Annotated in this window: 5 protein-coding genes; 2 read left to right on the top strand and 3 right to left on the bottom strand. The window is 58.5% G+C overall.

Annotated features, from left to right (window positions below; genetic code table 11):
- Positions 1-109: 109 nt before the first annotated feature.
- From B3446_RS28570 to B3446_RS07655, 3 genes are all read right to left on the bottom strand, one after another.
- Positions 110-343, bottom strand: coding sequence for a helix-turn-helix domain-containing protein (locus B3446_RS28570; protein ID WP_409558260.1), 234 nt, complete (start codon positions 341-343; stop codon positions 110-112).
- A gap of 604 nt (positions 344-947) precedes the next feature.
- Positions 948-1,982, bottom strand: a complete 1,035-nt coding sequence (locus B3446_RS07660; protein WP_291379418.1) for a DUF4238 domain-containing protein — start codon at positions 1,980-1,982, stop codon at positions 948-950.
- Between the two features lie 449 nt (positions 1,983-2,431).
- The gene (locus tag B3446_RS07655) at positions 2,432-8,491 is read right to left on the bottom strand and encodes an ATP-binding protein (RefSeq protein WP_291379416.1); all 6,060 of its coding nucleotides are present in this window, start codon (positions 8,489-8,491) and stop codon (positions 2,432-2,434) included.
- 790 nt (positions 8,492-9,281) lie between these two features.
- Between B3446_RS07655 and B3446_RS07650 the strand changes: the two genes are divergently transcribed.
- Positions 9,282-11,579 carry an AAA family ATPase gene (locus B3446_RS07650; RefSeq protein ID WP_291379414.1) on the top strand — a complete coding sequence of 766 codons (2,298 nt, stop codon included), beginning with the start codon at positions 9,282-9,284 and terminating at the stop codon, positions 11,577-11,579.
- Entirely contained in the window at positions 11,579-13,561 is a 1,983-nt protein-coding gene (locus B3446_RS07645; RefSeq protein WP_291379412.1) for a UvrD-helicase domain-containing protein, read from the top strand. Before B3446_RS07650 ends, B3446_RS07645 begins: the two co-directional genes overlap by 1 nt.
- Positions 13,562-13,859: the final 298 nt, after the last annotated feature.

Genomic DNA, 13,859 nt, shown 5'->3' with positions numbered 1-13,859 from the left:
CACTGATATGGCTGCCATATATCCGAGCTCAGTCGCGTCGTGGTTGTGATTGAGTGAGTCATTAATTACGCCCAAGCAAAAGTTATAGCAAGAGATCGCAGGGCCTCCACTAAAGGATCAGCTCGTTCAAAGCGGCACGCGTCAGAGCCTCCTCTTCACATGGTGTGAGAAGCAGTGCTGCAATCAAGCGCCTGAGAACAGCGTCACGAGGAGGCGGTCGACGCCCTCGCTCTAGAAGGGTGATGTACGACGTGTCGACGCCGACAAGAGACGCAAGACGATTGGCATACATGTCCCGACGCTTCCTCAAGCGTTCAAGGCAAACACCGGCATCGTTAGACATCGCTGTCAATTTCGCTGCTATGGGTGAATCCTACCGTGGAGGAGTTACACGCCACTATTCTGGAGGTCCTTGACTGGATCGATCCCGGCATCACTCGTTGGCTCACCCAGCACGACTCGGTGCGGGTGAGGTGGGCCGCTTGCACAGCGATATGAACCTGGCGGTAAAGCGGTCGCCTAACACCTCTTTAAGCGGCCTCGCATTGTCCGAAAGCTCTCCAGAGCGCCCCCACCGCTGAAGGTCTTCGGTCAATTCTTCGAACGACAGCGCACCATCCGCCACTCGATACAGGTCCGCAATTGTGCGGGCGTCCAGCTCAAATCCGGCCAAGCGATGTTAGGCCACCGCATTCTCGGCTCTGCGGCGCAACTCCGTCAGTTCGATAGGGTTCAAGGGTTTCGTCATACAACGATCCCAAAACTCGGTCCGGGCACGTCGTCGTTTCGTCAGTTGCAATGCGGCCACTTGGTTGTATTCGGTCTCTCTTGAAGAATCACAACCTAACTAGAATTTCGGCTGAAGCAATCGTCGTCAAAACGCCCGCGCGACTGAGATCGCAGCATTAGTCGCCCCCCGTCCAAAAGGCGGCCGCCAGGCAGCAAAACTAGAATAGCTCTGCCTCAGCTGCACCTTGTTCCTTACCCCAGTTTTGCCAAATAGCCCGCTCCTCGTTGTAGGCCGCCAAATTCACAGTTCTCCCGCGAATCTTCTGCACGTCACTCTTGCTTATGTCGAACACGTAACGGTCTGCATGCTCAATGATGACCTTTCGTAGAAACTGTGCGGTCGCCTGGTCGAGCACCGTACCTCTAGGCCAGCTTCTCCGGCCTATGCAATTATGGAGCAGGTGTGTCGGGCTGATAGGCATCAGGATATCGACGTTGTCGACGCCCCACCCTCCGCCAAAGCTATAACTGGCCGGATCACGGTAGTTGAGTCTAATTAGAGGGTTATCTGAGGTCGGCCACGATACGCCCGCGGGGGCATGCACAATCGTCCATCGTTGATTGGTAATCTTTGTGATGGTTTCCGTCAACACATGCCGCACGCTCCACAGCCACAAACGCCGCCCTAGGACAGTCCTCGTTTCGATAGAGCCATCTCCTTCCGGGTTTCGAACAATTGAGATTTTGACCGGGAAGGACTCCCTAGGCTCCCGATCTGGCGCCCGCTCCGGCAACTTGATTCCGGCTTTGACTGCGGCTTCCAAGTATCTGACGGACGACTCCACCGTCTGATTCAAAAGCCCTTGCATCGAGTCGCGGTGTCTAGCAAGAAAAGCGCGCAGGCTCGCTGGCGTGCGGACATCTTGCGCAACCGCAAATCGAATCAATCTCCTCCAATGCTCTGGAGACATTCGTTCGTCATTGACCACAAGGCGAATAGCTTCTTGTGCTGGATCCTCGAACTCCTTGCTCAGCCAATGCTCAAGCTCATCTGTCTCCTCTTGACCGGCCACGTATGTGTACAAGTGCTGGTGATAGGCTATGCCTCGAAGGGAATGGTCCTTCCATAGAGGAGCCTCATTTTTCGGCACTAAGAGCCGATAGGTGGGGATCTTCCCATTCTTCGCCCATTGCTTCAGATAGAGCTGGGGCACGTAGTGATTGTCTACGCGAAGCTGAGCACTCGTTTTCATCGTCTGTACCAAACTCCAACTATTGTTCCCAAAAGCCAAATTAAGAGCCTTTGTTCTGAAGTGCTTCTGTGGCCAGACATCAGGTTCAAGGCCGTATACCTATCGCTCCTATGGCAAGCAGAGCACTATACGCGTACTCCACTTCGTCACATCCCACGATCCAACGCGAGCTAACATATTCGCGGATGAGTGCGGGCTTCGAACCGTATCCAATGAATCGGCGTAGGCCAGGTCGCCCCCCCCGCGCAAAACCGTTGCACTGACCGTCTGAATACAAAACCGCCAACAATGAGTGAATTACCGGATCATCGGGCAGATCACCACTCAGAAGCTGGCCACGGTCGCGCAATCAGGACGCTAGGGGCGCTTTCGGGTAACCCAGTATGAGAGCGATAGGCCAGCGTCGGCCTGGGCTCTCTCGTCTGACATCGCAGCTGTATGAGGACAGCCTAAACCGAATAGCTGCTCTTCGCCGTCTTTAGGAGAGATTGCCCGTAGTGGCTGGGCTGATTGATCTGCCTGCTTGCAAATACGTTGATGGTCAGGTCCAGCTTCCCGCAGGTAGCTGCGAGCTGTTCGAGGCCTGCTGGCGTCAGAACTAGGTAGCAACCTTCGCCCCACATAGCCTCCGCATCGATGTCAACCGGGCCGGCGTCACGCCACCAATAGAGCTTTGCGACGACAGCCCCACCCGCGTTGAGGAAGACGCTCGGCTCTTCGTCGTGCGTGCGCCAACGAAGCCTCATCACCCAGTTCGGGCACAACGCGAACGGATAGGCCGCTACATCAAAGCCCATGTCCACGGAACAAACAACTCGTCTTACCAGCGTTGGAGCCAGCTCATCGTCGAGGGCGACGTGCTGACCCAGCCAGACCGCGAGGGGCAACGTTTCATAGCACTGGTCGAAGTCTTCCCCGTCAGTATGTGCCGATGGTGCTCGAAATCGATAGAGACGATGCTCTGACAAGCGTGGCTTGAAGATTTTGATACGCGACACCTCAGCCACAACTTGGCCGTCCGGGTGTGCCGGGAAAGACGCAACGTCGCTGTCGACCTCGTCAACCCACTTCTTCTCTCGCTCGGACCAACCGGCGTGTCGGTCGAACAGCGGCATGCGGATCCATTCGGGGCGCGCTTGCGGGAACGTCGAAGGCCGAGGCGGCAAGGGGCAACCCAAACGCTCCAACAGCGTCGGCCTGTCGCGGCCGTTTAGCTTACCCGCCAGCCGCAGTTCTCCCGCAACGTGGCGAAGGGCGGCAATCGCAATATAGGCGTGAGGCTTCAGGTATGTGATCTGCATTTCGAGGGCGCGAAGCTGAGCCTCTAGCCTTTTGACACCAGAAGGCCCGAATGCCTCAAGTCCGCCCCAATCTTGGATGAATATCGCCGCGCGCTGGCGGATTGTCATCTCGTCGATACCTGCCGCCTGCGCAAGGTGCCTTGCTGTGGAGCGCAGCATCTCGGTCCAGCCAAGCGACGACTCGACTCGCATCGCACCAGTTCTCTCGTCCTTGAAGGCATTGTCGCCCTCCGAGGGGAACTCCAGTTCGAGGCTATAGAAGAGCGGCAGTGGCTTCGCGTCCATTGAGACTGTCACCCCCCACCGATGTGACAAGATCGCGGCTGACTCTGCTACACATACATCGCGGTGACTGACCAACGCAGCCACGGCAGTGCCCAGCTCGGATGTTAGGCCCGCGCTGTCAAAAGCCAGCAGCGTTCCGAGCGCGCGCAGGGGGGCATCGGAATCGCCGGTCAGAAGTCGCCGCATAAGAGACTTGAACAAAGCTTGACCATGTCCTGCTTGGCCTGCCAAGCGCAGAGTGCAGTTGCGTGCGTGTCGCTGAACCTCGGCAACGGGCAACTGATAGGCAAAGTGCAGCAAGTCCTCCAGAAGATCCGTCTCGCTGAGTGGGTGCTCGCTCGGCTGGAATGACCGTCCCAGTTGGAATTCGCGAGTGCAGGCCATCTGCTCCTCAAGCAGCGACCATATGGCCGGCCAGTCAGGCGTCGCGCTAATTACCGGCAATATCGAATCCAGCTCTGTCAGCAGAGACTGGATATTCTCCTCGCCCGCCGTCACCGAATCGACGATATTCTCGAAGGCGACAGCAGATGTGGATGGCCCGTCCAAGAGTTTCTTCGCCTCAAAATAGAGGAACTTGCCGCCCCCCATCCATTGGCTCCAGGCCCGCCAGGGGTCCTTGCTCGTCTCATAGCCCTGAATCAGCTTCTTGGCGTACTCAATCTCACCCGCCGCAGCCAACCGCTTCACCATCAGGAAGCGACAGCGCGCGTCGTCCCGCAAGACTTTCCAACGCTCAAACATCCTCCGCACCGCATAAAGTGGAGCTTTCTCGGCAAGATCTCTGAATCGGTACGCGGCGTTGTAGTTCAGTTCATCGCCATCCGCTTCAAACTCGAGTTCAAGCTCATCAAGAGTAGCCGCAGAGTCATACTTGCTGGGGGTAGACGAGTATCGTGGGTCCGGCGCTTCTGACTTCCATCGGGCGATAGCGGCATCAAGCTCCGCGGAAGAGAGCCCATGTCTTCCGGCCGCGGTGCGAAGACGCCGGAGCAGTCCGACCCTCTCATGTGCTCTGCTGACTACTTCGATCGCCCCCAATAGCATCAGTGTGAGCGGCTCAATCTGGCCGGGGCCTGCCGCGTCGGCGGCGACATCGATGAAGTCGCCCACGTGGTACGGATCCCGGTAGTGCGGTTCCATGTAGAACGGTAGGCAGAGCCCGCACCAGACGGTAGCGCAAGGCAAGACGAAGTCAGGGCTTCGCCGGGCCATCCCCTTCATGAGTAGATCGACGCGGTTCGGCCAGCCAATCAGATACCAATCTGCCAGTGCCTTTGACACCTCGAAACCGAAGCGAGGCCCGACCTGCATCGCTTCCTCAATCAGCGACATTGTCAGGCGGTGCGCGGCCGAAGACCCTTCCGTTTCGGTCATGCCGCTGACCTGGCGTATCAAGCCTGAGAGCCGCTTGACACGGCCCTCCGGGTCAGCGGTGTTCGCAAGGACGAGGATGTCCCGCCAGATTGCGTACTGTGGATCTTTTTTGGGAGGTAGCGCGTAGCCAAGGCACTGTTCGGGAACTGTCGCCAGCAACTGTTTCGCCCGCTCTACGTCCCCTACCGCAGCCAACGCGATGGACAGATCCGCCAACCCGTCAATTTGTTCACTCGGCGTGCTTTCTTGAAGCTCCGTCACGAGGGCGTTGAGCCGGTCGACGGCCCCCGCACGGTCACCGTCAACCCGATACGCATCGACGGCCAACCGGCGCCGCAGGTATGCAGTACCCCCCAGCGTAGATGAGGCGATGGCTGCATCAACTGCTCGAAGTACGGCGCGGTACTCATCCTCGCCACATTTGGCGCCGAGCCTAAGTAGCACTTTCGCAAGCACAGGGATCGCTTTGAATGCCTGCTGAATGCGATATGACTCGCTACCGGCTTCTGAAGTCAGACGTAGCACGGACCCAAGGGCAACGCGGGCTTCGGCCTGGATGCTGCCAGCCTGTACTGCCGCGTTGTCGACAGCGGCGCGACCTAGGAGTACGCCTATCGTCGACGCGCGCTGCTGGAACGGATGAAGGAAGGAGTGCTTCGACGGCACCACACTCGGCAACGGTTTGTCAAGCATCGTACAAAGCCTCACGTGATGCATCACCGCGCCGACCAGATAACCCAGCCCAGCCAGGTCCGTCTCGTCGTCGCACATGGAGATCATCGGCGCTACCAACTTATCGAACAGCACCTCGGCTAGGTCACGACGGCCAGCTTGGCATGCAATCAGTGCCATACGGCGGCGGTCGCCATTGGGCACCTCTCCGAAGCCGGGAAGGACGACAGCGGCATCGAACAGAGAAAGCGCGTGCGCAATGGCGCCACGCCGACTTGCCAATAGCCCTGCGTGAACCATCACAGAAGGCTTGTCTTCGTCGGATACCCCGAGCTCGCTGCAGAGGTCTTGTGGATCGTCGTCAACCTTATGGAGGAGCGTCGCCTCTGCGGCTTCCGTCCGCAAATGCCGGCGCAGTGCGGCGACAGTTTCTGGATCCACCTTTTCGGCCTCGCGTAGCCCCTCCGCGGCGAGATGGTCAATCGCTGCCTGCATCTGCTCTGTATCTCGGAAATGGACGGCGCGCCTCGCCCACCTCTTGAATTCGTTGATGTTGTGTTCGTTCCCGTAGTTCTGGAACTTGGACGTATGGAGCTGCGATAGTGGTTCTAGATTTTCAAATAGCTCCTTCGCGCGCTCGAAGTCGCCTCGCGCCAACAGGGCGTCGACTACCTCGTAGCCCTGGCTGGGAAAGTACTGCACGAAAGAGACGGCTGAATCGATGTTCCCGACTGCCAGCATCGCAAGCGGAAGCTGGTTGGCATATTCAAGGGCTGTTTCGCGCCTGCCCACTTCGTCACTACACAGCAACAGCTTTGTGAAGGCCGTCGCATCGTGCGTTTCACGCACTGCTAGCAGAGCTAGCCGGATATCAGCGTGGATCTCGGTGATAGAACGCCCATCGGCCAGGTGTTGCCGGAAACGAGCGGGAATTGCCAACGCAAGTACATCGGCACCGTCCCCAGCACGGGCGCGGTAGCGCAACTCAAGCCACCGCTGCGCGGATTCTTGCGGCGCGTTCTTTGCCAGTTCGGCGAGGTCGCGGTATACGCGCCGGGAATATTCGTCGTCGACGCTACCGAGGCGAATTCGCGGTTGGGCGATGACGAACAGCCTGAAGCTGTTGTGGAACACACTCCATCCCAGGGATGAACTGCGGAGCAGGTGCCGTGCCACGACCAGTGCTCGCTCAATCGCAGACTCCTTGACCACCGTGGCCAACAACCGCAGGTCCATGGGTGCCTCGGCCCGGGCGATAAAGCCAAGCACGTCCATGGCATCGCTGTCGCTTGCGATTTCGCGCCAGGCGGCGGCATACACGGTCCCAATGTCGCCGTCGAACGGCATCCCGCCACTGAGCAGGTACTTGCGGCCGGCTTCGTCCGCGTGCAGCAGTGCCTGAATCAAGTAGCGCGTTGCCAGCGGGTGGCCATGCGTGAGCTTGCTCAGCTCCAATCGCGGAATGTCGACAGGCAGGCCAAGCGCATCCGCCATCCGGGCGACTTCCTCGCGACCTAGGGAGCTCATGAGGACTAGCCGCTCGCTCTTCTCCGCTTGTTCCTTAACGGCGGGCTTCAGATTCGCAAGATCCAACCGCTGCGTGCCGAGGACGAACACAACCCCCTTCGGGATGGCCGCAGGAAGAGGTAGCTCCCCCAGCAGTGAATTGGTCGGCAGCTCTTCGCGGGGAACATGGTCGAGCCCGTCGACGACGACGATCGTTCGGATCCCGTCGCGGTCGAAGCGTTCCCCTGCCTGCCGCACCAGGACGCCGAACTGTTCGCGCCGCTCATGCAGCGAGTCATCGCGAAGACGCAGCCCGATCAAACCGCTGTTGCGCAGTTGCGCGCCGACATCGGTCAAAAAGTTATCGGCCTCTCCGCGCCCGACGCCCTGGGCAGCGCCCGGCACATACGCCAGATAGCGGACGAGCCGGGTATTTGCTTCGGTGGCCAGCGCCACCTGTAGGAGGGTGGATTTCCCTGAGCCAGGCGGCCCTATGAGTGAGACATAGCCGTGGCTGGTGGCTTGCAGCGCGGCCAATAGCTTGACCTCAGTGTCGCGGTTGCGCTGGACATAGGCGCCGACTGGGAACCGATGGATGAGCAACGTCTTGACGGGATCGCGCCAGCCAAGCTCACGAAGCAGCTCGTCACGCGTCCACCTGTCCTTGTCCCGTGAGTCGACGACCAGCCTGGGCAGTACGCTGGCAATCTCAGATGCCTGTCTCGCCTGTTCGGCGTTCAGCTTGTGCGACTGGACGAAGTCCGCCGCAGCTCCGCACACCACACGGAGGCTCTGCAAGAACCGTTCGAAGTCGCCATCACTAAGGCCTGCTTCCCGGCGCAGGTGATCGATCAGTCGGCTCCACTCCGGCGTGCACCAATCCGCTAGCGACCGATTTGTATGCTGCTGAAACTCTTCAAGAAATGCCGCGCTGTGGGAGGGGGTGCCGTCGCCTGGCTTGTCAGTAGTCGACGGAAAGTCGTTGACGACCAAGCGAATCTCGACGCGGCTTCCCGGGTTGTCCGTGCGCAGGGACTGCCAAGCATGAACCAGGGGCTTCCAGAGGCCACTAGCGCCAGTAAACAGCGTCTCAACAGTGAAAGTTCCCGGGAACTTGGACGTCTTGAACTGGTGGCCGACCACCAATCCATCAAAACCGAGTACTAGGTCATCAGCGATACCCGCGTTGCGGTCGGCAACGCCGATCCAGCGCAGCTCGTCGCGCTCGAGCGCTGAGTAAATGGCAGCGCCCGCTCGCTCATATTGGCCAATATATCCACGGAGTGCTCGGCGTTCGCCTTCCGCCGGGGCCGTCGCAGGAGCTGTGGCGGTGGATGGATTCTGCTTCTTGGGCTTTTTCGGGGCCATGGAATTGGAGTTGGATAGTCGGTGGCAACAATAATCTAAAGGAACGGCTTCAGCGTCATCGGCGCGTCCAGCACCAGAGGCGCATGCTGCTGACTCATCAAACGCCGATCTGCGGCGCAGTGTGGCCTGCGCCGATGGCTGCGGTTATTCGAGAACTCTATCGTGAATAGCACTGTTCGCTCTGAAGCAGTCAGCCGAGAGCGCGCTGTGATTATTCGCTTCTGACCGGAAGCCGGCTTTGACGACAGATCGCTTTCGACCCGTTGCGGTCGCTCAGCCGGGCTCGAGCGGCCGCAAAGCAGCATTCGCTGGCAACCGTGAACAACGCTTCCTCGGCCATTATGAGGTCCGCAGCGACCCGCAGATGGCTCGATGAAGGGCAAAGGGCATGCTCTACGTAGATCGGCAACATCGCATTCTCATTTCATATACATAAAGACATATAATGTTTCAAATTATGCTATCTCAATGCTGCACAAAGCGCAGGGCCTAGAGCAAGGAGGAGTCGTGCAGTCACCGAGCCGCAAGATTTCGTTGCGTGCCTCAGTCGGGCTGAAGCCAAACCTGGTAGTTGAGTTGCTGGGGTTCAGTAACGCGAACGATAGACCGCACGCACCCTCAATTTCCCTCCTTCAGCGGAACAGACCACAGCGACTGCGTGTTTTGCGCGCTCATTCACACGCAGTCCCTTCACTAGTTGTCCCTCCGTGAGGCCAGTAGCCCAATTGCCTGGAAGCAACGCACTGCCCGAGTGCGCCACCCCACGAATTAGATTCTTCAAGGAACGTCGATGAGCGCACCAGCTCAAAAATCTTCTGCAACTCCCACTGTCACCCTGGCCTGCGTCGAGCTGAGCCGATTTCGACGACTGACACGAGCCCTGGTTAAGATCGACAAGAAGACGACGGTACTGGTAGGCGCAAACAACAGCGGCAAGACGTCTACCCTAATAGCCATTCGCAACTTTCTCGCTCCAGGGCAGGTCTTCGGTGCCTTTGACATCAGCCTGGATCAGTGGCCAGCGTTGAGAGCGCTCGGAGAAGAATGGGAGAAGCTGACTGAAGACCCGGCGTCTGCTGCAGGTGAAGTAGCCAAGTGGGAGGGGCAGTTGGCAGCGCTTTGGGCCTGCATGCCTACGCTGGACTTGTGGTTCGATGCGCAGATCGGGTCCTACAACCTTGTCGCACCCTTCATTACTTCTTTGAACTGGACCGGTGGCGCTGTGGGTGTTCGCCTTCGCCTTGAACCTGCCTCCTCGGTAGAAGGGCTGCAGCGACTGGCTTGGCGCTACCGTGAGGCTCGGCAGCCCGTGAAAAACCTCAACAAAGAGGCTCATGCGTGGCCCGTTGACCTTGTCGACTATTGGCTTCGTCACGCAGCTGACCTTGGCAGCGTCCTGGTTTACAAGCTGGACCCCGCTAAAGGGCCGCTCGCGAACCCACCCGCAGGTGCGCCGCAGCCCCTGTCGTCTCAGGCAGCGCCGATTGACCGCGCAAAGCTCTCGAAGCTGCTGCGGGTAGATTTTGTTGCAGCGCAGCGGGGGCTGGGGACGGAGGAAGCAGAGGCGCGATCAACCTCGGGCACCCACAGAGTTGGCCTATTTTCCAACCAACTCTTGAAGTACGCCCGTCAACATCTGGGCGTCGCGACCACTGGGCAAGGCCACCACCCAGAGCTCATTGGAGCAATGGCCAAGGCGCAACTTGAGCTTGATGCTCGCATCCAAGCTGCTCTAACACCTTCCATCGAGGATGTGAAGAAGCTCGGGTATCCAACGCTTCATGATCCGCAGGAGATTCACTTCAGAACTCGAATTCAGGCCGGTGACCTGCTCGACCACAGCACGGCTGTGCAGTACCGCCTTGACGGTCAACATGCTGACGTCTACCTTCCCGAATATTCAATCGGGCTGGGCTACCAGAACCTCCAGTCGCTGAGCTACCAATTGGTCTCGTTCAGAGATGCCAGGCTCAAGCCGCCTGAAGGTAGTCCCGCAGCCGTGCATCTCGTGCTGGTGGAAGAACCCGAGGCCCACCTGCATGTCCAAGTGCAACGCATTTTCCCGCGGCGTGCAGCGGAGCTTATCAGTCCTACTGCCCCCGAGCATGCACATCTAAGCAGTCAACTGATTATCAGCACCCATGCTAGTCATTTGGCACACGCCGAGAACTTCGACCGGCTGCGCTATGTGCGGCGAATTCCGGTGGCGGTGGGTGCGATGCCTTGTTCCGATGTCATCGATTTGGCCACTGCCTTTGGGAGCGACAAGGAGACGAAGACTTTTGCGGAAAGGTATTTCCGAGTGCAGCACACCGACCTGCTATTCGCCGACGCCGCGATCTTTGTGGAGGGTGCGGCAGAGCGGATGCTTGTACCCCTTTTTATCGAGCGCGATTTCCACGAGCTCGACAAGCGCTACATCTCCTTCCTCGATCTTGGTGGTCGCCACGCACATCGACTGCGTCCGCTCGTCGAGAGGCTTGGAATTCCCACGGTGGTCATCACCGACATAGACCCCGTGGAGCTGACGCAGGACGCGGAAGGCAAACTCGTACGCAAGGCCGCTGCAATCGTCGACCCGAAGGTGCTGGAGTGTGGAAACGACACCCTCAACGGTTGGCACCCCAAGAAGAAAGAGCTACATCTGTTGGCGGAACCAGCCGAAGCAGACCAAGTCTGGGCCAATGGAAGCGGAGGGCGGGTCAGATTTGCATGGCAGGTCCCGGTTCAAAAGGGAGGTTCCTGGCCAAGCTCGTTTGAGGACTCGCTGATCCTGACCAATATTGATTGGTTCAAAGGCATTGATCCAAAGAAGGGGAAGAAGGAAGTTGAAGGTGAAGTTGCGCCGCCGAAATTAGTTGGCGCCTTGCGTGTGGTCGTGGAAATTGTCGTCGCTCAACCGGACGCCGAGGGGCTCAATAGGGCACTGCACGCCATGCTGCGGAAAAAATTCGCCAAGGCTGAGTTCGCCGCGACCATGTTTGAGCGCATCAGCCTGGGCGACAAGCTGAACTGTCCGGCGTATATCGCCGATTCGCTGACGTGGCTAGAAAAGGAGCTGGCATCCTCGAAGAAGGGGAACATCTGATGGCTGAGCCCAAGGTTGATCCGAATGAACGCGACGCGGGCGTAGCTGACGAAATCGTCGGCTACGCCACGAGCACACCGCCGCGGAGCTTTTTTCTCTTTGCTGGGGCCGGGTCCGGCAAGACACGGACGTTGGTGGCGGTCCTTCGCAAGCTCACCGGCATCGGGCAAAGCGCTTCACAAGATCAATTACAGCTTGGGCCTGATGACCCGGCAGTCAGGTTTGCGCGAGAACTGAGGGCGCGAGCGCAGACGATTCGTGTCATCACGTATACGAAGAACGCCGCATTGATCATCACCGGCCGACTGGGCAACAACGACCTGACACAGGTTGCGACCATCCATTCCTTTTGCTGGGATCTGATTGCAGGTTTCGATGACGACATTCGTGAAGCGCTGCTAGCGTTGAACGCTCTGGCGTTGGAAAAGGCACGCGTAGCCGCAGCTGGTCGAAAGAACGGTGCGACCGACAAGGACAAGGTGACGATTGCAGAGCTTGAAGCCAAGGCAATCGCTCTAACCGCGACCCTACAGTTCACCTATAGCCCGGATCGTAAGCGCTATGGCGACGGGGCGTTGAGCCACTCTCAGGTCTTGGCGGTGGCCTCCTGGCTGCTTAAACAAAAGCCGACACTTCGTAGCATCCTTCGCGATCAGCATCCCGTCATCCTCATCGATGAATCTCAAGACACGATGAAAAGCATCCTCGATTCGCTGTTGGAGGTCGTTGCGGAGGCCCCTTCAAGCTTGATGTTGGGATTACTTGGTGACCATCGCCAGCGCATCTATTTGGATGGGCATGCAGATCTTCCGAACACTGTCCCGCCGACGTGGGCAACCCCGAAGCTGGAGATGAACCATAGAAGCCAGCGGCGCATCGTCGACCTCATCAATGAAATCTGGGATTCTGATTTGGGTGGCCGAACCCAGGCCAAGAAGGCAGTTCATCAACATCCGCGCGTTGAGAAGTCGGCCGGGATCGTGCGCATTTTTATCGGGAACACGACTTCTACGCCTGAAGACAAGCTGCGTCGTGAAGGGCTTTGCGAGTCGGTAATGCAGGCTGTGACAGGTGTTTCTGAGTGGCAGCCGGGTAGCCTTGGACACAAGATTCTGGCTCTGGAGCATGCGCTGGTCGCACGGCGTGGTGGATTTCTCGAGGCGTTTGAAGCGCTCTCATTGCTTGATCCAGACTCAGTTCGACCTGACGCGAATAGCGAGGCCACTGGGCCTACGGCAGTTCAGATGTTATTGAGGGAGATGACGGACCTCGCCGACTGCGTCGACGATGGAGGGGCGTCCGACTTTGCCGTTACAGAAGTGCTCCACCGCTACGGCCGGCTCAAGCAGCTGCCTGAAGACGGTGACGCGCGATTGCGGCAACTCAAAGCCTATCAGCGAGCAGTTGAGGAGTTCGCTAAAGTCTGCGTCAATCCCACTGCGACTGTACGTGAGGTGCTCGCGCCGATTCTCCGGGGCGGCCTGTTCGAGCCCGACAAGCGCCTGGTAGTTGCATTCAACGACACGAACCCTCCTCCGTCGGCGCCAAAGTCGCGACAGCCAGAAACCACTGAAAACAGGTTGGCTCGGGGTTGGCATGCTCTCTTCGCCTCTCCGTGGAGCCAGCTTCGCCGGTTCAAAATGTACTTGGGCGGCAACTCGCATCTAGCGACCCACCAAGTTGTCAAAGGATCGGAGTTCGACCATGTAATGGTGGTCATGGACGATGAGGATGCCGCAGGTTCCTTGTTTGCCTACGACCGCCTGTTCGGCGCACCTCTCGGTGATTCAGACGTCAAAAACGCGGATGAAGGCAAAGAGACGTCGATAGACAGGACGCTCCGGCTCATCTACGTGACCTGCAGCCGAGCAAAGGAGAGCCTGGCTCTGGTGCTTTGGGCCAGCGATGCGGCCCAGGCGCTAGCGTATGCCGAGAGGAGCAAGTGGTTCAAGCCAGGTGAGGTGCAGGCGATTCCAGATTGAAAGTCTACTCCGTGTGCCGAATGACAACCGCCCGTAAGAAAAGCCACTAGCAAACGGGGCTCGCTGCGGTTTTCTACGTTTCTGGAGGCCGGCCCGATTGGAGGAAGACTTCAACACCTCGTGTAACCGCAACTGGCGACTTGCTTTGACGCGTTCGAGGAACCGATCAAGCGCATCGACGAGGCCACTAAGGATTTCGAAAAGTCAAAGGTGCGCTCTATAGGTCGGCCAACTATCTGTCCCTAGCCAACGACAAGGCCAAAGAGCAGAGATATGGCATTAATTGACTCAGAACAGC

The organism is Achromobacter sp. UBA5777 (genome assembly GCF_002418565.1).
Lineage (GTDB): Bacteria > Pseudomonadota > Gammaproteobacteria > Burkholderiales > Burkholderiaceae_B > Achromobacter > Achromobacter animicus.
The sequence above is the reverse complement of the archived record's forward strand: the minus strand, read 5'-3'. Positions and strand labels throughout refer to the sequence as shown.

Excerpts from the sequence above, each read along its gene's own strand:
- B3446_RS28570 (WP_409558260.1), bottom strand. The coding sequence starts at position 343 with ATGTCTAACGATGCCGGTGTTTGCCTTGAACGCTTGAGGAAGCGTCGG.
- B3446_RS07660 (WP_291379418.1), bottom strand. The coding sequence starts at position 1,982 with ATGAAAACGAGTGCTCAGCTTCGCGTAGACAATCACTACGTGCCCCAG.
- B3446_RS07655 (WP_291379416.1), bottom strand. The coding sequence starts at position 8,491 with ATGGCCCCGAAAAAGCCCAAGAAGCAGAATCCATCCACCGCCACAGCT.
- B3446_RS07650 (WP_291379414.1), top strand. The coding sequence starts at position 9,282 with ATGAGCGCACCAGCTCAAAAATCTTCTGCAACTCCCACTGTCACCCTG.
- B3446_RS07645 (WP_291379412.1), top strand. The coding sequence starts at position 11,579 with ATGGCTGAGCCCAAGGTTGATCCGAATGAACGCGACGCGGGCGTAGCT.